This is a genomic window from Kribbella sp. NPDC050470, from assembly GCF_044458365.1.
In the GTDB taxonomy this organism is placed as follows: Bacteria; Actinomycetota; Actinomycetes; order Propionibacteriales; family Kribbellaceae; genus Kribbella.
Map to the genome: position 1 here is coordinate 178,754 of NZ_JBITHV010000011.1, position 22,661 is coordinate 201,414.

The 22,661-nt window shown below is 69.3% G+C and carries 20 protein-coding genes; 14 read left to right on the forward strand and 6 right to left on the reverse strand.

All coding sequences use genetic code 11. The features are described 5' to 3' along the window. Positions 1–24 precede the first annotated feature (24 nt). Positions 25–996, reverse strand: coding sequence for a magnesium/cobalt transporter CorA (gene corA / locus ACIBGM_RS32275; protein ID WP_396387692.1), 972 nt, complete (start codon positions 994–996; stop codon positions 25–27). A gap of 69 nt (positions 997–1,065) precedes the next feature. Here corA and ACIBGM_RS32280 point away from each other — a divergent pair, with 69 nt between their 5' ends. Genes ACIBGM_RS32280 through ACIBGM_RS32290 form a run of 3 tightly spaced genes read left to right on the forward strand, consistent with a single transcriptional unit; the run spans position 1,066 to position 3,137 of the window. After that, positions 1,066–1,761 (forward strand): MSMEG_4193 family putative phosphomutase, encoded by a 696-nt coding sequence (locus tag ACIBGM_RS32280; protein WP_396387693.1) that lies wholly within the window; start codon positions 1,066–1,068, stop codon positions 1,759–1,761. A 12-nt stretch (positions 1,762–1,773) separates the two neighbouring features. Next, a complete protein-coding gene (locus ACIBGM_RS32285) occupies positions 1,774–2,349 on the forward strand; it encodes a DUF3090 family protein (RefSeq protein ID WP_360535886.1) in 576 nt (191 codons plus the stop codon). Next, positions 2,346–3,137: an SCO1664 family protein gene (locus ACIBGM_RS32290; RefSeq protein WP_396387694.1), complete on the forward strand. Its 792-nt coding sequence runs from the start codon at positions 2,346–2,348 to the stop codon at positions 3,135–3,137. Before ACIBGM_RS32285 ends, ACIBGM_RS32290 begins: the two co-directional genes overlap by 4 nt. Here the strand turns inward: ACIBGM_RS32290 and ACIBGM_RS32295 are convergent. Continuing rightward, entirely contained in the window at positions 3,092–4,006 is a 915-nt protein-coding gene (locus ACIBGM_RS32295; RefSeq protein ID WP_396387695.1) for an AraC family transcriptional regulator, read from the reverse strand. The two genes, ACIBGM_RS32290 and ACIBGM_RS32295, sit on opposite strands and share 46 nt — an antisense overlap. An 85-nt stretch (positions 4,007–4,091) precedes the next feature. On the opposite strand from ACIBGM_RS32295, the gene ACIBGM_RS32300 reads away from it, so the two are divergent. Further along, positions 4,092–4,898: an NAD(P)H-binding protein gene (locus tag ACIBGM_RS32300; protein ID WP_396387696.1), complete on the forward strand. Its 807-nt coding sequence runs from the start codon at positions 4,092–4,094 to the stop codon at positions 4,896–4,898. A gap of 87 nt (positions 4,899–4,985) precedes the next feature. Continuing rightward, a complete protein-coding gene (gene mshC, locus ACIBGM_RS32305; RefSeq protein ID WP_396387697.1) occupies positions 4,986–6,212 on the forward strand; it encodes a cysteine--1-D-myo-inosityl 2-amino-2-deoxy-alpha-D-glucopyranoside ligase in 1,227 nt (408 codons plus the stop codon). On the opposite strand, the gene ACIBGM_RS32310 is transcribed toward mshC, so the two are convergent. Continuing rightward, positions 6,170–7,027: a polysaccharide deacetylase family protein gene (locus ACIBGM_RS32310; protein ID WP_396387698.1), complete on the reverse strand. Its 858-nt coding sequence runs from the start codon at positions 7,025–7,027 to the stop codon at positions 6,170–6,172. The genes mshC and ACIBGM_RS32310 overlap by 43 nt on opposite strands. A gap of 55 nt (positions 7,028–7,082) precedes the next feature. On the opposite strand from ACIBGM_RS32310, the gene ACIBGM_RS32315 reads away from it, so the two are divergent. Continuing rightward, a complete protein-coding gene (locus tag ACIBGM_RS32315) occupies positions 7,083–7,445 on the forward strand; it encodes a MerR family transcriptional regulator (protein ID WP_360535874.1) in 363 nt (120 codons plus the stop codon). Positions 7,446–7,626: 181 nt separating this feature from the next. Here ACIBGM_RS32315 and ACIBGM_RS32320 read toward each other — a convergent pair whose 3' ends face one another. Further along, a complete protein-coding gene (locus ACIBGM_RS32320; protein WP_360535872.1) occupies positions 7,627–8,472 on the reverse strand; it encodes a PAC2 family protein in 846 nt (281 codons plus the stop codon). A gap of 166 nt (positions 8,473–8,638) precedes the next feature. Between ACIBGM_RS32320 and metH the strand changes: the two genes are divergently transcribed. From metH to ACIBGM_RS32360, 8 genes are all read left to right on the forward strand, one after another. Beyond that, positions 8,639–12,112: a methionine synthase gene (gene metH / locus ACIBGM_RS32325; RefSeq protein ID WP_396387699.1), complete on the forward strand. Its 3,474-nt coding sequence runs from the start codon at positions 8,639–8,641 to the stop codon at positions 12,110–12,112. Next, positions 12,109–12,759, forward strand: coding sequence for an HAD family hydrolase (locus tag ACIBGM_RS32330; protein WP_396387700.1), 651 nt, complete (start codon positions 12,109–12,111; stop codon positions 12,757–12,759). The genes metH and ACIBGM_RS32330 overlap by 4 nt, the downstream gene beginning before the upstream one ends. Before the next feature lie 122 nt (positions 12,760–12,881). Then, complete coding sequence (locus tag ACIBGM_RS32335; RefSeq protein WP_396387701.1) at positions 12,882–14,444, forward strand: ABC transporter substrate-binding protein; 1,563 nt, start codon at positions 12,882–12,884, stop codon at positions 14,442–14,444. A 229-nt stretch (positions 14,445–14,673) separates the two neighbouring features. Further along, positions 14,674–15,669, forward strand: coding sequence for an ABC transporter permease (locus tag ACIBGM_RS32340; protein WP_360535864.1), 996 nt, complete (start codon positions 14,674–14,676; stop codon positions 15,667–15,669). A gap of 51 nt (positions 15,670–15,720) precedes the next feature. After that, positions 15,721–17,478, forward strand: coding sequence for an ABC transporter substrate-binding protein (locus ACIBGM_RS32345; protein ID WP_360535862.1), 1,758 nt, complete (start codon positions 15,721–15,723; stop codon positions 17,476–17,478). Between the two features lie 90 nt (positions 17,479–17,568). Next, positions 17,569–18,582 carry an ABC transporter permease gene (locus ACIBGM_RS32350; protein ID WP_396387702.1) on the forward strand — a complete coding sequence of 338 codons (1,014 nt, stop codon included), beginning with the start codon at positions 17,569–17,571 and terminating at the stop codon, positions 18,580–18,582. Positions 18,583–18,658: 76 nt separating this feature from the next. Further along, the gene (locus tag ACIBGM_RS32355) at positions 18,659–19,675 is read left to right on the forward strand and encodes an ABC transporter ATP-binding protein (RefSeq protein WP_360538567.1); all 1,017 of its coding nucleotides are present in this window, start codon (positions 18,659–18,661) and stop codon (positions 19,673–19,675) included. Positions 19,676–19,755: 80 nt separating this feature from the next. Then, positions 19,756–20,787, forward strand: a complete 1,032-nt coding sequence (locus ACIBGM_RS32360) for a dipeptide ABC transporter ATP-binding protein (RefSeq protein WP_360538591.1) — start codon at positions 19,756–19,758, stop codon at positions 20,785–20,787. A 145-nt stretch (positions 20,788–20,932) separates the two neighbouring features. Here the strand turns inward: ACIBGM_RS32360 and ACIBGM_RS32365 are convergent, their stop codons facing one another. Beyond that, positions 20,933–22,105: a hypothetical protein gene (locus tag ACIBGM_RS32365; RefSeq protein WP_396387703.1), complete on the reverse strand. Its 1,173-nt coding sequence runs from the start codon at positions 22,103–22,105 to the stop codon at positions 20,933–20,935. Then, complete coding sequence (locus ACIBGM_RS32370) at positions 22,102–22,626, reverse strand: SigE family RNA polymerase sigma factor (protein ID WP_396387704.1); 525 nt, start codon at positions 22,624–22,626, stop codon at positions 22,102–22,104. Before ACIBGM_RS32370 ends, ACIBGM_RS32365 begins: the two co-directional genes overlap by 4 nt. Positions 22,627–22,661 lie beyond the last annotated feature (35 nt).

Consider the following 22,661-nt stretch of genomic DNA (forward strand, 5'->3'; position numbering starts at 1 on the left):
GGGTGGGAGCACGCGTGGGTGGGACTACAACCAGCCGACCTTGCGGAAGAAGCGGTACATGGTGAAGCAGGCGGTGGCCATCAGGAGGAGTACGGCGTAGTAGCCGTAGTGCCAGCGGAGTTCGGGCATGTTGTCGAAGTTCATGCCGTAGATGCCGGCCACCATGGTCGGGACCGCCGCGATGGCAACCCACGCAGAGATGCGGCGCATATCGTCGTTCTGCTGGACCGAGACTCGGGCGAGGTGGGCGTTGAGGGCCGAGCTGAGCAGGACGTCGAGGGCCTCGGTCTGGTCGGAGACTCGGTTGACGTGGTCGGCGACGTCGCGGAAGAACGGCGCGGCTTGCGGGCTGACGCCGGGGACGCCGTGCGCGAACTGCTCCATCGGGTCGCGCAGCGGCTGGATGGCGCGGCGCATCTCGAGCACCTCGCGTTTGAGCATGTAGATCCGCTCGGCGTCGCTGGTGCGCTCGGGGGAGAACACCGAGCTCTCGACCTCGTCGACGTCGATCTCGACCTGCTCGGCGACCTCCTCGTAGTCGTCGACCACCGAGTCGCAGATCGCCCACAGGACGGCGGCCGGCCCGTGACCGAGCATGGACGCGCGCTCCTCCAGTTGCTGCCGCGCCGTGGCCAGCTCTCGGCCTTCGCCGTGCCGGACGGTGACGACGTACCGCGGGCCGATGAAGACACTCAGCTGGCCGGTCTCCACGGCGTCGCCCTCGTCGACGTACCAGAGGGTCCGCAGTACGACGACGATCGCCTCGCCGAACCGCTCGACCTTGGGCCGCTGGTGGGCCTTGAGCGCGTCCTCGACGGCGAGCTCATGCAGGCCGAAGAGCCCCTGGACCCGGCGCATCTCGGCGTCCGACGGCTCGTGCAGCCCGACCCACCCGAAGCACCGGCCGTCGTCGTCGATGGCCTGGGCAACGGTCTCCGGATCCCTGGGCAGGTCCTGCCGTTCCCCCTCGGCATACACCCCGCAGTCCACGATCACGCCCCCATCATGTCAGCTGAGGTCGCGCCTGGCGCGACCCGACTTGCTCGACCGGATAACGTGCAACCCATGCCCACGGTGATTCTGGTTCGGCACGGTCGTAGCGCCGCGAACACGTCCGGCACGCTGGCCGGCCGCACGCCGGGGGTGAAGCTGGACGAGACCGGGCTGCAGCAGGCCGAGGCGGTCGCGCAGCGCCTGGCCGAGCTGCCGCTGGCGGCGCTCGTCACCTCGCCGCTGGACCGCTGCAAGCAGACCGCGGCGGCGATCGCGAAGCACCATCCGGAGTTGCGTCCGGCAACGGATCGCCGGCTGACCGAGTGCGGGTACGGCGACTGGACCGGGCAGAAGCTGTCCACGCTGATGAAGGACCCGCTGTGGCCGGTCGTGCAGCAGCACCCGTCGGCCGTGACGTTCCCGAACGGCGAGTCGATGCGGGCGATGCAGCAGCGCGCGGTGGACGCCGTACGGGCGCATGACGCAGCGCTGGCGCAGAGCCACGGGGACGGCGCGCTGTGGGTGGCGGTCTCGCACGGCGACGTGATCAAGGCGATCGTCGCGGACGCGCTCGCGCAGCACCTCGACACGTTCCAGCGGATCGTCGTGGACACCGCGACGACGACGATCATCACCTACACCAAGACCCGCCCGTTCCTGGTCCGGCTGAACGACTCCGGCAGCGAGCTCGCGTCCTTGGTCCCGAAGCCGGCGCCCAGAAAGCGAGCCCGGAAGCAGTCCTCGGACGCGGTCGTCGGCGGACGGTAATAGGGTCTAGGTATGGCGCGAGTTGTGCATTCCTACGACGACCCGGACCGGTTCGTCGCGGGCACCGTGGGCGAACCCGGTGCGAGGACGTTCTTCCTGCAGGCCCGGGCCGGGACCCGGCTGACCTCGGTGGCCTGTGAGAAGGAGCAGGTGATGGCGCTCGCGGAGCGGCTGGACGTGATGCTGGACGAGGTGGCCCGGCGGTTCGACCGGGACCCGGTGACCCCGGCGGGGATCGACGACACCGACCCGCTGGAGCAGCCGATCGAGGAGGAGTTCCGGGCCGGCACCATGACGCTGGCCTGGGAGGCCGACGCCGAGCGGGTGGTGATCGAGGTGTTCTCGGTGGTCACCGGCGAGCAGGCCGAGCTCGAGGAGACCGACCCGGTGCAGGCCGCGATGGACTCCGAGGACGCCGAGGTGTTCATCGTCCGGATCAGCGAGGAGCAGGCCCGCGCGTTCGCCCGGCGGGCGGTCGCGCTGGTCGCGTCCGGCCGGCCGAGCTGCCCGTTCTGCGGGCGGCCGATCGATCCCGACGGGCACATCTGCCCGCGCGCCAACGGCTACCGCAGGCACCTGCCGGAATGATCGACCTGGACCTGCTCGCCACTGGGGAGCTGTCGTTGCACGGCCGCCTGGTGGCAGCGTCGAACGGCACGTTCCAGGGCTCGGTGAGCCTGGGCGAGGAGTCGGCGACGGTGGTCTACAAACCGGTCCAGGGCGAGCGGCCGCTGTGGGACTTCCCCGACGGCACGCTGGCGCAACGCGAGTACGCGTCGTACGTCGTCTCCGAGGCGCTCGGGTGGTCCGTCGTGCCGCCGACCTTGCTGCGGGACGGGCCGCTCGGCGAGGGCATGGTGCAGCTGTGGATCGACGAGGCCGAGCTCGGCCCGGGGGAGACCGAGCTGGTCGACATCGTGCCGCAGGGCCGGGTGCCGACCGGATGGCTCGGCGTCCTCGACGCGTTGGACGGCCGGCACAACCCGGTCACGCTGGTGCACGCCGACACCGACGCGCTGCGGAAGATGGCCGTGTTCGATGCCGTGGTCAACAATGCCGACCGCAAGGGCGGGCACGTGCTGAACCCCGGCGACGGCCGCGTGTACGGCGTCGACCACGGCGTCACGTTCAACGCGGACGACAAGCTGCGGACGGTGCTGTGGGGCTGGGCCGGCGAACCCATCCCTGCCGAGTTGCTGGACGACGTACGCAAGCTGGCCGACCGGCTTGCCGGTGGTCTCGGGCAGCAGCTGTGCGAGCTGATCACCGCGGTCGAGCTGACCGCGACGCGGGAGCGGTGCGCCAGCTTGCTCAAGACCGGCGTCTATCCCTACCCGAGCGACGACTGGCCGGCCATTCCCTGGCCCGCTTTCTGACCGCGCAGGTAGGTGCTGGGGTTCGCGCCGCGTTCGCGTTTGAAGGCGGCGCTGAAGCTGAAGGCATCGGCGTACCCGACCCGGCGGGCGACCGTGGCGACGGTCGCGCCGGGCTCGGTCAGGAGGTCGGCCGCGAGTGTCATCCGAAGCTCGGTGAGGTAGGCGAGTGGCGCCTGACCGGTCAGTTCGGTGAAGCGTCGTACCAAGGTCGTCCGGGAGACAGTCGCCACCTCCGCCAGCCCGGCGAGCGTCCAGCCGGCCGCGGGGGAGCCGTGCATCGCGTGCAGGACCGGCCCGACCACGTCGTCGCCTAGGGCGTCGTACCAGGGCGGGGGATTGCCCTCGAACCAGTCGCGCAGCGTGCAGACCATCAGCCAGTCAAGGAGCCGGTCGAGTCCGACGTGCCGGCCGAGTGCACCGGCGGCGATCCGCTCCTGCAGGTAGTCGCGCAGCGGTGCGCAGTCGTGGTCCTCGGTGATGACAACCAGCGGCGGGAGCTCGTCGAGGAGCCGCCGTGGGAGCTCCTGCCGGACGTGGTACGCCCCGGCGAGCAGCACTGTGCCGGCGTCGATCGGGCCGGGCGAGTCGACCCGGCCGTCGCAGTACACGTCGATCGCCGGGCCTGGGCGCGCCGGATCGTCGGTGAAGAGGAACTCGGCCGGCCCGCGGACGACCGCGGTCTCGCCCGGCCGGATCAGGCGTGGTTCGGCGCCGTCGACGACGAGCCAGCCGTCGCCGAGCAGCGGTGCACACAGGGTCAGCGCCGCGCCGTCGACGAAGCGGAGCGCGTACGGCGGGGCGAGGACCGACGTACCGAGGACGGCGCCCTCGGCACGCAGGCCGCGTAGCAGGTCGTCGAGAGGATCCACCCAGCCACGATAGGTGGGCCGCACGGACATGCCCGCGGTCCGGTCGCCCATGGGGTCTGCGGGCGAGACCGGATTGACTCGGGACATGACGATTTTGGTGCTAGGGGCAACAGGTAAGACCGGCCGCCGGGTGGTGGCCCGGCTGCGGGAGCAGGGCGCCGAGGTACGGGCCGCGTCGCGGTCGAGCGAGACCCGCTTCGACTGGGCGGACCAGAGCACGTGGGCGGCCGCCGTACGGGAGATCGACGCGGTCTACCTGATCGCGCCCGAGGATCCCAAGCTCATCGAGCCGTTCGTCCGCCAGGCTGTGGATGCCGGGGTTCGGCGCTTCGTCGCGCACTCGGGACGTGGCATGGACAAGGCGGCCGGACGTTTCGGCGCGGGCATGGCCGAGGCCGAGCGCGCGGTGCAGGCGTCCGGTGTGGCCTGGACGATCCTCCGGTCGAACAACTTCGACCAGAACTTCGACGAGGACCTCTGGCACGAGCCGCTGCTCGCAGGCCGGCTCGCCCTTCCGGCCGGGGACGTCCGGGAGCCGTTCGTGGACGTCGACGATGTGGCCGAGGTCGCGGCGACCATCCTGACCTCACCCGGCCACGACGCCCGGATCTACGAGCTGTCCGGCCCGGAGTCGCTCACCTTCGGCGAAGCGGTGGACGTGATCGCGAAGGTCTCCGGCCGCTCGATCGAGTACGTCGCCCTGACACCGGCGCAGTACCGCGCCGAACTGCTGGACATCGACTGGCCCGAGGAGGCCGCGACCGAGCTGAACGCGATGTTCGAGATCATGCACGAGGGCCACCTGACCACGCCGACCGGCGACATCCAGCGCCTGCTCGGCCGCCCGCCGGCGACCTTCGCGGCGTACGCCGACAGGGTCTGGGCAGAGTAGCCGGGACACCCCGGCGCGACGACCGCGGTACCGGAGATTGGAACCGTGTCGCGCCGGGGAAATCCGGGCTGGCATAAGCTCCAACCCATGCAGGCGTGGACGAAACCAGACATCCCGGTCGTGCCGGGCCCGGCCCGGCGGCTGCGCCTCTACGACACCGCGTCCGGCGGGCCGGTCGAGGTGCCGCCGGCCGACGGCGGCGCGGCGCGCATGTATGTGTGCGGGATCACGCCGTACGACGCGACCCACATGGGCCACGCGGCGACGTACGTGACGTTCGACCTGATCAACCGGCTCTGGCGAGACGCCGGGTACGACGTCCACTACACGCAGAACATCACCGACGTCGACGACCCGCTGCTCGAGCGGGCCGCCGCGACCGGCGTCGACTGGACTGACCTTGCCGCGCAGGAGATCCAGTTGTTCCGCGACGACATGACCGCGTTGCGGGTGATCCCGCCGCAGAACTACGTCGGCGTGGTCGAGTCGATCGACCTGGTCGCGAGCGCGATCGAGGACCTGCAGCGCGCCGGCGCGGTCTACTCGGTCGACGGCGACCTGTACTTCGCGGTCAAGGCGGACCCGGCCTTCGGGAACGTGTCGAACTACGACCGGGAGACCATGCACGCCCTGTTCGCCGAGCGCGGCGGGGACCCGGACCGCGAGGGCAAGCAGGACCCGCTGGACAGCCTGCTGTGGCGGCACGAGCGGCCGGGCGAACCCGCCTGGGACTCGCCGCTCGGCCGCGGCCGCCCGGGCTGGCACGTCGAGTGTTCGGCGATCGCGCTGGAGCACCTCGGGATGACGTTCGACGTCCAGGGCGGCGGGTCGGACCTGATCTTCCCGCACCACGAGATGTCGGCCAGCGGCGCCCAGGTGGCGACCGGGGAGTACCCGTTCGCCCGCGCGTACGTCCACCAGGCGATGGTCGGCCTGGACGGCGAGAAGATGTCGAAGTCCAAGGGCAACCTGGTGCTGGTGTCGAAGGAACGCCTGGCCGGGTCCGACCCGATGGCGATCCGGCTGGCGCTGCTCGCGCACCACTACCGCACGGACTGGTTCTGGACGTCGTCGGAGCTGCTCGACGCACAGGAGCGCCTGGACGTCTGGCGCGGCGCCATCACCCGCGGCTCGGGCCCGGACGGTGCCGCCGCGGTCGACGCCGTACGGGCCGCGCTCACGAACGACCTCGACACCGTCGCCGCGCTGTCCGCGATCGACACCTGGGCCGAGACGAACGGCGACGACACGGAGGCGCCGGCGCTGGTCGCTCAGGCCGTCGACGCGCTGCTCGGGGTCAAGCTGGCGGTGTAGTGGGCGGCGATCTCGTCGCTCGTGGTCAGCCAGACGTCGGGCTGTGACGCGAGGAACTCGAGCGCTCGGTCGAGGTACTTCGCCCGGAACGCCTGCCCGATCACGAACGGGTGCAGAGCGAGCGGGAGGACTCGTCCACCCTCGGTCCGGAGTACGTCGTACTGGTCCTTGATCATCTGGACGAACTCGGGGCCGGTGATGCCGCGCGGGAAGATCAGCAGGTCGTTCAGCTCGACCGTGTACGGGACGCTGAGCATGCCGGGGACGTTGAGCGGGTACGGCTGGTCGTCGTTCGTCCAGTCGAGCACGTAGCTGAGGCCGAGCTCGGCGAGCAGCGCCGGGGTGTTGTGGGTCTCGGTCAGGCCCGGGCCCATCCAGCCCTGCGGCCGGCGGCCGGTCGCGGTCTCGATGGCGCCGACGATCTCGGCGAGGACCTTGCGTTCCTCGTCCGGTTCCAGGCCGGTGTGCAGGGTCGAGTTGGTCTTGCCGTGCGCGAGCCAGGCCCAGTCGCGTTCGACTCCGGCCTTGATGATCTGCGGGTTGTGCTCGGCGACGTCCGAGTTCAGCAGGACGCTGGCGCGGACGCCGTACCGGTCGAGGATGTCCATGGTCCGCCAGATCCCGATCCGCGCGCCGTAGTCGCGCCAGCCGTGGTTGAGCGGGTCCGGGGTGAGCTCGAGCGGCCAGATGCTGGTGGACGGCCGGTCGGGCACGAAGTGCTCGACGTTGAGGCCGACGTAGAAGGCGACCCGCTTGCCGTCGGGCCAGGAGAGGGACGGGCGTTCGGTGATCGGGCTGTAGTCGAAGAGCGTCATACCGGCACGGTAAAATCTGACATCAATGTCAGGTTCAAGCCCTGGAGGATGGAGCGTGCGGATCGGGGAGCTGGCCCGGCGGACCGGGGTGAGCGAGCGGTCGTTGCGGTACTACGAGGAGCAGGGCCTGCTCGTGTCGGAGCGGACACCGGGCGGCCAACGGGAGTACGCCGAGCGCGCCGTCGACCGGGTGATTCTGATCCAGGAGCTGTACGCGGCCGGGCTGCACAGCAAGAAGATCGGCGAGCTCCTCCCATGCATGCGCGACCCCGACGGCGGCCCGAACGAGCGCGCCACCCCCGAGCTCGTCACCTCGCTGACCGCCGAGCGCGACCGCATCGACCACATGATCGCCGACCTGGCGAGATCCCGCGCAGTCCTCGACGAGGTGATCTCGGCCGCCGCCCGGGAGCTGTGACCTCCGTCAGCCGGTGATCGTGGTGTGTGTCGATGAACTGGCCGAGCCACCGCCCCGTTCGTCCGCCCGCGACCTACGGAAAGATCCCCGCTCCCCGTGGCTTCCGCCCACCATCGTCCGATGACAATAGGACGATCCGTGAAGTTACGCCACGGTAGAGTGACCAAAGGCCGTGCCTGGGTCAGTCGGGGTGGTTTTTGTTGCGGCGCTTCAGGTAGCGCTCGAACTCGGCGGCGATCGCGTCGCCGGAGGCTTCCGGCAGGTCGGCGGTGTCGCGCTGCTCCTCGAGGGAGTGCACGTACTCCGCGACCTCGGGGTCCTCCTCGCTGAGCTCGTCGGCGCCGCGCTGCCAGGCCCGGGCCAGCTCGGGCAGCTCGCCCTCCGGGATCTGCAGGTCCAGCAGCGCCTCGACCTTGCCCAGCAGCGCCAGTGACGCCTTCGGGCACGGGCTGCCGGCGATGTAGTGCGGGATCGCCGACCAGATCGACACCGCCGGCACGCCGAGGGTGCCGCACAGGTCGGCGAACACCCCGGTGATGCCGGTCGGGCCCTCGTACGTAGACGGCTCCAGGCTCCAGGACGCGGTCAGCTCCGGGTCGCTCGACGTCGCCGAGACCGGGATCGGCCGGGTGTGCGGGGAGTCGGCGAGCAGCGCGCCGAGCACGACGACGAGCTGCGAGTTCGACTCGTCGACGACCTCCAGCAGTTCCTGGCAGAACCCGCGCCAGCGCATGTTCGGCTCGATCCCGCGGATCAGCAGCACGTCCCGGCCGGTGTCGTCGGGCCGGGCCAGGTAGATCCGGGTGGTCGGCCAGGTGATCCGCCGGACGCCGTCGTCGTCGAAGCCGACCTGCGGCCGGTTCACCTGGAAGTCGTAGTAGTCCTCGGGGTCGATCGCGGTGACGAGCTCGGCGTCCCACTCGTCGATCAGGTGGTCGACCGCTCCGGTGGCCGCCTCCGCCGCGTCGTTCCAGCCCTCGAACGCGGCGATCACGACCGGGTCCCTCAGGTTCGCGAGGTCAACCACTCGCAGGCCCCCTGTCGTCTCTGTGCCATCCGGCGGGGTCGCCGGAAACCGGATAGCCAGCCTACGGGGTCGGACGCCGCAGCGCGCCTCGTTTCACGTCCAGCGGAAAGTGTCGCGGCCCCGACTACGATGTGAGATCCGCGTCCAAACCGACCCTGGAGGACTCGTGACCAGACCCGACCTGCGGCAGGTGCTCGCCGAGCGGGTGGTGGTGGCCGACGGCGCGATGGGCACGATGCTGCAGTCCTACGACCTGTCGCTGGACGAGTTCGAGGGTCACGAGGGGTGCAACGAGATCCTCAACTTGACCCGTCCGGACGTCGTGCGCGAGATCCACGCGGCGTACTTCGGCGTCGGCGTGGACTGCGTCGAGACGAACACCTTCGGCGCCAACTTCGCCAACCTGGGGGAGTACGGCATCGCCGACCGGATCTACGAGCTGAGCGAGGCCGGCGCCCGGCTGGCCCGGGAGGCGGCGGACGCGGCCTCGACGCCGGACCACCCGCGGTTCGTGCTCGGCAGCGTCGGCCCGGGCACCAAGCTGCCGACCCTCGGTCACACCACGTTCACGACCCTGCGGGACGCGTACGCCGACACTGCCCGCGGACTGATCGACGGGGGCGCCGACGCGATCCTGGTCGAGACCACGCAGGACCTGCTGCAGACCAAGGCCAGCGTGATCGGCGCCCGGCAGGCTCTCGAAGCGGCCGGCTCGACGATCCCGGTGATCGTCTCGGTGACGGTCGAGACCACCGGGACGATGCTGCTCGGGTCCGAGATCGGCGCCGCGCTGACCGCTCTCGAACCGCTCGGCATCGACCTGATCGGCCTGAACTGCGCGACCGGCCCGAAGGAGATGAGCGAGCACCTGCGCTACCTCTCCAAGCACTCGACCATCCCGCTGACCTGCATGCCGAACGCGGGCCTCCCGCAACTCACTGCCGACGGCGCCTTCTACCCGCTGACCCCGGAGGAGCTGGCCGACGCCCACGAGACGTTCGTCAACAGCTACGGCCTGTCCCTGGTCGGCGGCTGCTGCGGTACGACGCCCGAGCACCTGCGGCACGTGGTCGAGCGGGTCGGCGGCCGCCCGGTCCGGGAGCGGGAGCCGCAGCCGGAGGCGGGCGTCTCGAGCCTGTACCAGCACGTCCCCTTCCGGCAGGACACGTCGTACCTGTCGATCGGGGAGCGGACGAACGCGAACGGGTCGAAGGCGTTCCGCGAGGCGATGCTGGCCGAGGACTGGGAGGGCTGCGTCGAGATTGCCCGAGCGCAGATCCGGGACGGCGCGCACCTGCTCGACCTGTGCGTCGACTACGTCGGCCGGGACGGTGTCGCCGACATGAAGGAGGTCGCCGGCCGGCTGGCGACTGCGTCGACGCTGCCGATCATGCTCGACTCGACGGAGCCCGCCGTACTGCAGGCCGGCCTGGACAAGCTCGGCGGGCGCTGCGCGCTGAACTCGGTGAACTTCGAGGACGGCGAGGCGGAGGGATCCCGGTTCGCGCGGATCGCCGGTCTGGCGCAGGAGTACGGCGCTGCCGTCGTCGCGCTGACCATCGACGAGGAGGGGCAGGCGCGGACCGCAGCGAACAAGGTGGCGATCGCGGAGCGGCTGCTGGACACGCTGGAGCGCGACTACGGGATCGCCGGGCACGACGTGCTGATCGACTGCCTGACGTTCACGCTGGCGACCGGGCAGGAGGAGTCGCGGCGGGACGGCATCGAGACGATCGAGGCTATCCGCGAGCTGAAGCGGCGGCGGCCCGACGTGCAGACCGTGCTCGGCCTGTCGAACATCTCGTTCGGCCTCAACCCGGCGGCGCGGCACGTGCTGAACTCGGTGTTCCTGCACGAGTGCGTGCAGGCCGGTCTGGACTCGGCGATCGTGCACGCCAGCCGGATCATGCCGGTGGCGAAGATCCCGGACGAGCAGCGCGAGGCGGCGCTGGACCTGATCTACGACCGGCGACAGGAAGGGTACGACCCGCTGCAGCGGCTGCTGGAGCTGTTCGCCGACGTGAAGGCGTCGGACCTGAAGGCGAGCAAGCTGGAGGAGCTGGCCGCGCTCCCGCTGGCCGAGCGGCTGCGGCAGCGGATCATCGACGGCGAGCGCAACGGCGTCGAGGCCGACCTGGACGAGGCGCTGACGGCGAAGTCCGCGCTCGACATCATCAACGACGACCTGCTCGCCGGGATGAAGGTGGTCGGCGAGCTGTTCGGGTCCGGGCAGATGCAGCTGCCGTTCGTGCTGCAGTCGGCCGAGGTGATGAAGACCTGTGTCGCGCACCTCGAGCCGTACATCGAGAAGACCGACGACGAGGGCAAGGGCACGATCGTGCTGGCGACGGTCAAGGGCGACGTGCACGACATCGGCAAGAACCTGGTCGACATCATCCTGACCAACAACGGCTACAGCGTGGTCAACCTCGGCATCAAGCAGCCGGTGAACGCGATCCTGGAGGCGGCCGAGGAGCACAAGGCCGACGTGATCGGGATGTCCGGCCTGCTGGTGAAGTCGACCGTGGTGATGAAGGAGAACCTCGAGGAGCTGAACCAGCGCGGCCTGGCCAAGCGCTGGCCGGTCCTTCTCGGCGGCGCCGCGCTCACCCGCGCGTACGTCGAGCAGGATCTCGGCAACCTGTTCGAGGGCGAGGTCCGGTACGCGCGGGACGCCTTCGAGGGACTGCGGTTGATGGACGCGGCGATGGCGGTCAAGCGCGGCGTCCCGGGGGCTGCGTTGCCCGAGCGCCGCGAACGCCGGGTGCGGTCCGCGACCCGGGTGCTCGACCGGCCGCTCGACGAGGTGCCGGCCCGGTCGGATGTTGCCGTGGACAACGTTGTGCCGGAGCCGCCGTTCTGGGGCTCGCGGATCGTCAAGGGGATCCCGCTCGCGGACTACGCCGGCTACCTGGACGAGCGGGCCACGTTCCTCGGCCAGTGGGGTCTGCGCGGGACGCGGGGCGCCGAGGGTCCGTCGTACGACGAGCTCGTCGAGACCGAGGGACGGCCGCGGCTGCGGATGTGGATGGACCGGATCCTCACCGACGGGATCATGGAGGCGGCCGTCGTGTACGGGTACTGGCCGTGCTACTCCGAGGGCAACGCGCTGGTCGTGCTGGACCCGGCGGACCACGCCGAGCTGCACCGGTTCGAGTTCCCGCGGCAGCGCCGGGACCGGTTCCTGTGCCTGGCGGACTTCTTCCGGCCGAAGGAGTCCGGCGAGCTCGACGTGGTCGCGTTCCACCTGGTCACGATGGGGCCGAAGGTGGCCGAAGTGACCGGTGAGCTGTTCGGGCGGAACGCCTACCGCGAGTACCTGGAGCTGCACGGGCTGTCGGTGCAGCTGACGGAGGCGCTGGCCGAGTACTGGCACGCCCGGGTCCGCGCCGAGCTCGGGTTCGGCGGCGAGGACGGGGAGCTGGACGGGATGCTCCGGGACCAGGCGTACCGGGGGTCGCGGTACTCGTTCGGGTACCCGGCATGTCCGGACTTGGAGGACCGCGAGAAACTGGTGCGGTTGCTCGAGCCGGACCGGATCGGCGTTCACCTATCGGAGGAGTTGCAGTTGCACCCCGAACAATCCACCGACGCCCTGGTGGTGCACCACCCCGAAGCCAAATACTTCAACGCCTCATGACCCTTCAAGCGGTGCTATGGGACATGGATGGGACGTTGGTCGACTCCGAGAAGGTTTGGGCGGAGGTGCAGATCGAGTTGCTCGCCTCGCTGGGGGCGGTGTGGACGGTCGAGGACTGCATGACGCTGGTCGGCAGCGACCTGCGGGACGCGGTCAAGGTCTGGATGGCGCGGATCCCGGACGGGGTGATCACGGCCGACGAGCTCGCGGAGCAGATGTTCGGCGCCGTGGTCGACGCGCTGCGGCGTGAGGTCGAGTTCCGGCCCGGCGCGCTCGAGCTGCTGCGGGCGCTGCGCAAGGCGGAAGTGCCGTGCGCTCTGGTCTCGGCGTCGTACCGGGTGATGATCGACGCGGTGCTCACGCACCTGCCGCCGGACCCGTTCGACGTGATCGTCGCCGGCGACGAGGTGGTGAACGGCAAGCCGCACCCGGAGCCGTACCTGACCGCGGCCGCGAAGCTCGGCGTGGACCCGGCCCAGTGCGTGGTGATCGAGGACTCGAACACGGGTACCGAGGCGGGTACGGCGGCCGGCGCCTACGTGGTCGCCGTACCGCAGTGGGTGACGATCCCGGAGGCCCCGCGCCGCCTGGTGCTCGACTCACTGGAACCGATCACCCCCGAGACACTCCGCACGTTGCTCCGCTGACGCAGTACCGTCACTTGTGGCCGAAGCGTCCCGCGGTGACGATTGCACCGCCATCGTTCAAGCACTCGTCACCCCGGGACACTTGGGGCGTTGTTACGGGTTGTGGGCTGGGGAAGGGTGAGATGGTGATCGTGTCGTGGTGCCGGGTCGCGGTGTCGGCCGCGCTCGTGCTGGGGCTGGCGGCGTGTGGTGAGCCGGACGACAACGCGCCGCACCAGGGCAATGAGACCCCGAAGGCGATGCTGGTGCGGGTCGCCACCACCGACACGATCGGCTCGCTGGACCCGGCCGGGCCGTACGACGTGGGCTCCCGGACCGTCCAGGCGAACCTGTACCAGACGCTGCTGACGATCATGCCGGGCAAGCCGACCCCGGTGCCGGACGCCGCGGACTGCCAGTTCGACTCGCCGACGACGTACACCTGCAGCCTGAAGGAAGGCCTGACCTTCCCGAACGGGCACGAGCTGACGTCCGCGGACGTGAAGTTCAGCTTCGAGCGGATGCTGCGGCTGAGGACCCCGACGAGCCCGGCCGCGCTGTTCTCCTCGGTGACGTCGGTCAGCACCCCGGACGACCTGACCGCGGTGTTCAACCTGAAGCGCCCGGACGCCCGGCTGCCGTACCTGCTGACCACGACCGCCGGGTCGATCGTGGACCAGGAGTACTACCCGCCGAACAAGCTGCTCGACACCAAGGCGATGGGCAGCGGCCCGTACCAGCTGGCCGCGTACCGCCCGGGGCAGTCGGTCACGCTGGAGAAGTTCGCCGGCTACAAGGGCCCGCGCGGCGCGCGGAACGACGGCGTCGAGCTCACCCTGCTGAAGGACTCGACCGCGCTCTACCAGGCGATCACCACCGGCAAGGCCGACGTGGCGTTCCACGGGTTCGGCCCGAGCCTGCTGGACCGGCTGCGCAAGTCCGACCAGGTGCAGGTGGTCGAGTCCGACTACGCCGCGATCCGGTTCTTCGCCTTCCAGATGAAGTCGCTGACGGCGCGCAAACCCGCCGTACGGCGTGCTGTCGCGCAGCTGATCGACCGCCCGGCGATCGTTAAGAAGGCGTACGGCGACCACGTGACGCCGCTGTACTCCGTCGTACCGCCGGGGTTCGGTGGTCAGGCCGACGCGTTCCGGAGCGAGTACAAGGAGCCGAGCAAGGCGGCGGCCGCCGCGATCCTCAAGCAGGCGGGCATCGCCGTACCGGTGCCGCTGACGATCGGCTGGACGCCGTCGCAGTACGGCGCCGGCGCGAAGAACGAGGTGCTCGAGCTCAAGCGGCAGCTTGAAGCGTCCGGGTTGTTCCGGGTGACGCTGCGGAGCGCGGAGTGGCCGCAGTACCAGCAGCTCATCAAGGCCGGGGCCTACGACCTCTACCAAGGTGGCTGGATCCCGGAGTACCCGGACGCGGACGACTACCTGGCGCCGTTCGTCGCGGCGACCGGAGAGTTCAACAGCGGCTACCGCTCGGCGGCCGCGGCGGCCCTGCGCGAGCAGGAGACGACCGAGCAGAACGGGCTCGAGCGGGACAAGCTGCTGGGTCAGCTACAGGGAGTGCTCGCCAAGGAGGCGCCAGTGATCCCGAGCTGGCAGGGCCGGCTCACGGTGGTCGCCGGGAAGGACCTCGAGAACGTCGAGGGCGCGCTCAACCCGCTCTCGTTCCTGTACTTGTCCGGCCTCCGCCGGTGACGAATCCGGTGTGACACAAAAATGCCATGACAGTAACGGTTCGCCAGGCTCTGGCGACCCTGGGTACGACACCGTGGTTTACTGCCGAATGTCCACGATACGGGACGATTTCCTGACGATCACGATCGGGCAACGCAGCACTTTTCGCGTTTGACTCCGGCGTGTAATGGCGGCAGGTTAAGGCGGCGGCATGACACGCCGACCACAACCACGAGGGGGCATGTAACGCGTGACGACACCACTCGAGGTCGAGCCCGGCTCGACGGCGGCGGATCCCGAAGCCGTCCTGGCCGGTGCGCGGCGGATCGAGGGCCGATCGCTGTCCCAGATCGCCTGGAGCCGCCTGAAGCGTGACCGGGTCGCGATCGCCGGGGGCATCTTCATCGTGGTGCTCATCGTGATCGCCATCTTCGCGCCGCTGATCGTGAAGCTGCTCGGGCATCCGCCGAACGAGTTCCACCAGGACCTGATCGACACCAAGGGCGGCACGCTGGCGCCGATCGGCCGGTTCGGGGCGATGAGCTGGGACCACCTGTTCGGCGTCGAGCCGGTGAACGGGCGGGACATCTTCAGCCGGGTCGTCTACGGGTCCCGGATCTCGCTGCTGATCGCGTTCTTCGCCACCCTGCTGTCGGTGGCGATCGGCACCACGATGGGCATCATCGCCGGCTACTTCGGCGGCTGGGTCGACGCGGTGATCAGCCGGCTGATGGACATCTTCCTGGCCTTCCCGCTGCTGCTGTTCGCGATCGCGCTGGCCGGTGTCATCCCGGACGACGCGTTCGGGCTACAGGGAGACTCCCTGCGGATCCTGCTGCTGATCTTCATCATCGGGTTCTTCAGTTGGCCGTACATCGGCCGCATCATCCGCGGGCAGACGCTCTCGTTGCGCGAGCGCGAGTTCGTCGACGCGTCCCGCAGCCTGGGCGCGCGGCGGCCGTACATCCTGGTCACCGAGCTGCTGCCCAACCTGGTCGCCCCGATCCTGGTCTACGCGACGCTCCTGATTCCGACCAACATCCTGTTCGAGGCGGCGTTGTCGTTCCTCGGCGTGGGTATCCGGCCGCCCACCGCGACCTGGGGCGGCATGCTGTCCGACGCGGTGGCCTTCTACACGATGCCGCACTTCATGCTCTGGCCTGGGCTGGCGATCTTCGTCACGGTGCTGGCTTTCAACCTGTTCGGGGACGGGCTGCGCGACGCACTCGACCCCCGTGCCCGATAGACCGAACCCGCGATGGCGCCGGTTCGCGTAATGAGGAGGGTGTACCGGGAGATGAGAACGAAGCGATGGAGGTTCGCGGTCGCGAGCGCGGCCGCACTCACGCTGGGGCTGTCCGCTTGCGGTGGTGGCGGGGACACCAGCACCGACACGTCGGGGGGCACGACGGCCGAGTTCAACGCCGCCCTGGACAAGGTGTTCAACGAGTCGGACAAGAAGGGCGGCATCATCAAGATGGCGCACTCCGACGACTGGGACACCCCCGACCCGGGTGAGACCTACTACGGCATGTCCTGGGACTTCCTGCGGACCTATGCCCGTCCGCTGGTCATGTACAAGCCGGCGCCGGGCAAGGCGAGCAACGAGATCGTCCCCGACCTCGCCGAGAGCCTCGGCCAGTCGAGTGACGGCGGGAAGACCTGGACGTACAAGCTCCGCAAGGGCGTCAAGTTCGAGGACGGCACGGAGGTCAAGTCCGCGGACGTCAAGTACGCCGTCCTGCGGTCCATCGACAAGGAGACCTTCCCGAACGGCCCGGCGTACTTCGACAGCATGCTGAACCTGCCGGCCGGCTACAAGGGCCCGTACAAGTCGAAGGGCGTGAACACCGACTCGGCGATCACCACCCCGGACGACTCGACGATCGTGTTCCACCTGAAGCAGCCGTTCGCCGGCTTCGACAACCTGGCCGCGCTGTCGCAGACCGCGCCGGTCCCGGCGGCCAAGGACACGGGCGCGAAGTACCGCGAGCACGTGATCTCGACCGGTCCGTACATGTTCGACAAGGTGGAGACCGGCAAGTCCTACACGCTGAAGCGCAACCCGCAGTGGGACCAGGCCACCGACCCGATCCGCAAGGCGCTGCCGGACGGTTACGAGATCACCCTCAAGACCGAGGCGAACGACCTGGACAACCGGCTGATCTCCGGTGACCTGGACGTCGACATCGCCGGCACCGGCGTGCAGGCCGCCGCGCAGGGCAAGATCCTGAGCGACCCGGAGCTGAAGAAGCGCGCCGACAACCCGACGATCGCGCGGCTGCAGTACATGTCGGTCAACCCGCAGGTGAAGCCGCTCGACAACATCGAGTGCCGCAAGGCGATCATGTACGGCGTCGACCAGGTCGGCTACCAGACCGCGTACGGCGGCGAGTTCGCCGGCGGGCAGCTTGCCACCGGCCTGATGCCGCCGTCGATCGACGGGTTCAAGGAGATGAACACGTACCCGAACGGCGACGACCACAAGGGTGACGTGAACAAGGCCAAGGAGAGCCTGACGGCCTGCGGTCAGCCGAACGGCTTCACCGTCAACATGGCCTTCCGCAGCGACCGGCCGAAGGAGAAGGCGGCGGCCGAGTCGGTCCAGCAGTCCCTGAAGCGGGTCGGCATCAACGTGGTGCTGAAGGGCTTCCCGACCGGTGACTACTTCTCGACGTACGCGGGCAACCCGCCGTACGCCCGGAAGAACGGGCTGGGCCTGGCCACCAACAGCTGGGGCGCGGACTGGAACGACGGCTTCGGCTTCCTGTCGCAGATCGTCGACAGCCGGGTGATCCGGGAGACCGGTGGCTCGTCCAACATCAGCGTGCGGATCCCGGACGTCGACAAGGCGCTGGACGCCGCGTCGGTCGAGCCCGACAAGGCCAAGCGCGACCAGATGTACGGCGACATCGACAAGCGCGTGATGGAGGAGGCAGTTGTCTACCCGGCGCTCTGGGCGAAGATCCTGATGGTTCGCAGTGACCGGCTGACGAACGTCTACTTCAGCGATGCCTACGGCATGTACGACTACCTCTCCATGGGCGTCAAGTAAAAGTCCGGCACCACCCCACTCCGATAGGCAGGTGAAGGCAGCAGGCGCCCGGTCCGGTACCACCGGCCCGGGCGCCGGCGCCGCACAACAGTGCTCAGTTACATCGTCCGGCGCCTGGTCGCCGCCATAGGCCTGCTGTTCATCGTCAGCGTCATCACGTTCTCGATCTTCTACCTGGTGCCGCGGATGGCCGGCGCCACGCCCGAGACGCTCGCCACCCGGTACGTCGGCCGGGCGGCGACCGAGGAGACCGTGAAGGCGACCGCGCAGAACCTCGGCTTCTACGACCCGGTCCCGGTGCAGTACGCCAACTGGGCCAAGGGGGTCGTGGTCGGCGCCGAGTACGACTACGGCGCCGGCGTGGAGAAGTGCCCCGCTCCCTGCCTCGGCTACTCGTTCCTGAAGAAGCGCCCGGTGTGGCCGGACCTCCTCGAGGCGATCCCCGTGACGCTGTCGCTCGCGGTCGGCGCCGCGGCGATCTGGCTCGTGTTCGGGGTCTCGACCGGTGTCCTGTCGGCGCTGAAACGTGGGTCGGTCTTCGACCGGGCGGCGATGGGCACGGCGCTGGCGGGGGTCTCACTGCCGATCTTCTTCACCGGGCTGGTCTGCCTGAGCATTTTCAGTTATCACCTGGGATGGACGGTCCCAGGGGGCACCTATGTCCCGTTCACGGAAAATCCGTTCAAATGGGCGCAGGCGCTCATTCTGCCCTGGATCACGCTGGCGTTCCTGTTCTCCGCGCAGTACGCGCGACTGACCCGCGCCGGCATGCTGGAGACGATGAACGAGGACTACATCAGGACCGCGCGGGCGAAAGGCCTACCCGAGGGAAATGTGGTGGTCCAGCATGGGCTGCGCGCCGCGCTCACTCCGATCCTGACCATCTTCGGCCTCGACATCGGTCTGCTGCTGGGCGGCGCCGTGCTCACCGAGAAGACCTTCTCGCTGAACGGCCTGGGCAAGTACGCGGTGGACGGCATCGTGCAGAACGACCTGCCGAAGATCCTGGGCGTGGTCCTGGTCGCGTCGATGTTCATCATCCTCGCGAACCTGATCGTGGATCTCCTGTACGCCGTGGTCGACCCGAGGGTGAGGGCGAAGTGAGAGAGCGGAGCGAGCTCACCATCAAGTACAGCGCGATTCGTGCCTCATCGGCGCCCGGACCGAAGGGAGGACGCCGATGAGCTTTCTGGATGTCCGCGACCTGAAGGTCCATTTCCCGACCGACGACGGCCTGGTGAAGTCCGTCGACGGGCTGTCGTTCAGCCTCGAGCGCGGCAAGACCCTCGGCATCGTGGGGGAGTCCGGCTCCGGCAAGAGTGTGACCAGCCTGTCGATCATGGGCCTGCACAAGCCGGGCGTTGCCAACATCAGCGGCGAGGTCGTCCTCGACGGGCAGGACCTGATCTCGTCCAGCCGGGAGGAGGTCCGCCGGCTGCGCGGCAAGCGGATGGCGATGATCTTCCAGGACCCGCTGTCGGCGATGCACCCCTTCTACACGGTCGGGCGCCAGATCATCGAGGCCTACCGGGTGCACAACGACGTCAGCAGCAAGGTCGCGCGCAAGCACGCGATCGACATGCTCGACCGGGTCGGCATCCCGCAGCCGGACAAGCGCGTGGACGCCTACCCGCACCAGTTCTCCGGGGGGATGCGGCAGCGCGCGATGATCGCGATGGCGCTGTCCTGCGACCCCGACCTGCTGATCGCCGACGAGCCGACCACCGCGCTCGACGTGACCGTGCAGGCGCAGATCCTGGACCTGATCCGGGACCTGCAGCGGGAGTTCAACTCCGCGGTCATCATCATCACCCACGACCTCGGCGTGGTCGCCGAGCTGGCCGACGACATCCAGGTGATGTACGCCGGCCGCGCGATCGAGTACGGCACCGCGGAGGACATCTTCGACCGGCCGCAGCACCCCTACACCTGGGGTCTGCTGGGCTCGATGCCGCGGATCGACCGGGAGCGCTCGGAGCGGCTGATCCCGATCAAGGGCACGCCGCCGAGCCTGATCAACGTGCCGCCGGGCTGCCCGTTCAACCCGCGCTGCACCTACGCGCACCTGAACGGCGGCGCCAGCGAGACCGACCGACCCGAGCTGCTCGACATCGGGTCCGGCCACAAGGTCGCCTGCCACCTCTCCCCGCAGGAGCGCCAGAAGGCGTGGGAGACCGACATCAAGCCGAAGCTGTGAACGGGACGACGACTGTGACCGACCTTGGGACCACTGCTGACACCGACCCGACCGCCGTGCCGGGGGTCCAGGCGCCCAAGATGGGCGAGCAGCTGCTGTCGGTGAACGGCCTGGTCAAGCACTTCCCGATCCGCAAGGGCATACTGCAGCGCCAGACCGGCGCTGTGCAGGCGGTCGACGGCTTGACGTTCGACGTCAGCCGGGGCGAGACGCTGTCCCTGGTCGGCGAGTCCGGCTGTGGCAAGACCACCACCGGCCGGCTCCTGACGCGGCTGCTGGAGCCGACCGCCGGCCAGATCATCTTCGAGGGCCACGACATCAGCCACCTGTCCGAAGGCAAGATGCGGCCGCTGCGGCGGGACGTGCAGATGATCTTCCAGGACCCGTACGGCTCGCTGAACCCGCGGCACACGGTCGGCAAGATCGTCGGCGCGCCGTACAAGCTGCAGAACGTGAAGACCGAGCACGGCGTGAAGAAGGCCGTGCAGGAGCTGCTCGAGCTGGTCGGCCTGAGCCCGGAGCACTACAACCGCTACCCGCACGAGTTCTCCGGCGGTCAGCGGCAGCGGATCGGGATCGCCCGGACGCTCGCGCTGCGGCCGAAGCTGATCGTCGCCGACGAGCCGGTGTCCGCGCTGGACGTGTCGATCCAGGCACAGGTGGTGAACCTGCTCGAGGACCTGCAGGACGAGTTCGACCTGACCTACGTGATGATCGCTCACGACCTGTCCGTCGTCCGGCACGTCTCGGACCGGGTCGCGGTGATGTACCTCGGCAAGATCGTCGAGCTCGCCGACCGGGTCAGCCTGTACGAGAAGCCGATGCACCCGTACACGGTCGCGCTGCTGTCCGCCGTACCGGTGCCGGACACCAAGCGCAAGGGCAAGCAGGAGCGGATCCGCCTGGTCGGCGACGTGCCGAGCCCGATCAACCCGCCGCCGGCCTGCCGCTTCCACACCCGCTGCTGGAAGGCGCAGGAGATCTGCAAGACCACCGAGCCGCCGCTGCTCCAGCTGGCCCCCGGGCACCAGGTCGCGTGCCACTTCCCGGAGAACCAGCCGCAGGACAAGCCGGTCGCCCCGGCGCCCAGCCCGGACACCCAGGACAGCTGAACCAACCCAGCGCATATCAGACTGACCGCGCGTCGCCAACGACACGCTCAACCACCACCCAGCCGACGAAGCCACGAGGCGCCCGCCCCGGAACACAACCGCGACGGGGGCCTCAACCTGCCACTTGACAGAAACTCACTCCATATCAGCTGTAGAGGTCGATGATCCGGCTGCCTGTCGGGACGGCGAAGGGAGTCACACGCGGCGGCGTCGTACTGAACGTGAAGGTGGAGAAGGCGGGGGCGGCGACCTTGCAGGCGAAGGTCTCGGCGGAGCAGGTGAGCAGATCCGCCTGGCTGGACCGGGAGCTGCGGACTTCTCCGACTGCGGTGAAGGTGTCGTCGTCGAGCCACTGACCGAAGACCACGGTGGAGTAGGTGTACGGCTGCCCGACACTGCGGTTCGACCCCACCTCGAACACGTGGAGGGCGGCCCATCCCGGATCGATGCCCAGGCGTGGGTCGTACGGCTGGGTCGCTAGGTACTTGGCGGTGGGGGAGAGGAACGCCTGCTGGCCGGTGAACCGCGGCCCGCCGGAATCCTCGAGCGTGGTGCCGATCGTCAGCCGGATGCCCGGGCCGGGCTGCGTCAACGGCTGCTGGTAGACCATCTGGCCGTCGACGACCGCGCGAACCGCGTTCGGCGGCACCTCGGCGACCAGTTCTCCCTTGTTCGTCTTCACGTTCCAGCGGTAGAGGCCGTCGAGGGTGCCGAAGTACGCGGTGTCGCCGTCGATCGCGACGACCCGGGGGCCGACTGCGATCGAGCCGCCGGGCGGGAAGTCATTGCCGGTCGCCGTGCGGACCATCTCGCGGCCGGCGGCGACGTCGTACACGACCGAGTCGGCGTCGTTGTTGCGCAGCTCGACCCAGCCGACCAGGTTGCCGCGGTCGTCGGCGGTCAGCTGATCGGTCGTGTTGTCGGGCTCGATCCGGTCAACGCCGTTCTTGTTCGCGACGAAGACCCCGCCCTCCTCGGTGGTGAACACGAACCCCGAGTCGACCTGGACGAAGGCGCTGACCTTGTGCGGCGCGACGGAGATGACGTCGGCGCCGTAATGGATCTCGGAGCCGACCGCGTACGTCGCCCGGCGCTCGGCGAACGTGGCGACCGGCGGGTCGTCCGGGCCACTGACCATGCGTACGCCGGTGATGCCGCCCGCGACGACGGCCAGCGTGACCAGCGCGGCGCCGGCCACCGAGGCGACCCGGCGCCGGCGCAGCCGACGGTCGCCGGTCGCGACGATTCCGTCCAGGTCGAGTGCCGGCGGCTCGACGTCCGCCTGCTCGGCCAGCATGTCTCGCAACAGGTCGGTCACTCCGTCATCCCCGCCTTCTCCATGATCAGTACGGCGTCCCCGCCCAGTCGCGCCCGCAACTTCGCCAACGCGGCCGACACCTGGCTCTTCACCGTCCCGACGGAACACCCGAGCACCTCAGCGGTCTGCACCTCGGTCAGGTCCTCGTAGTACCGCAACACCAGCGCCGCCCGCTGCCGCGGCGGCAACCCCCGCAACTCACCCCACAACCACACCCGAACCGCAGCGTCATCCCCGTCGACAGGCCGATCCGGCACGTCATCCCGCGGCCGCTCAGCCCGCCAGGCCTTCCGCCGCCACCACCCGATCGCCGTACTGGTCATCGCCTTCCGCGTATAAGCCTCAGCCGCACTCGGATCCCGCAGCCGCCCCCACCGCACATACGTCTTGATCAAGGCCTCCTGCACCAGATCCTCAGCCAACCCCCGCTCCCCGACGAGCAAATAGGCATACCGGTACAAAGCCCCATGCCGACTCCCCGCAAACGCGGCAAACCCCGCAGAGCCCACTCCCTCGCCCATCAATTCCCCCTTGCCGGGTTCCCTTCTCACCCACC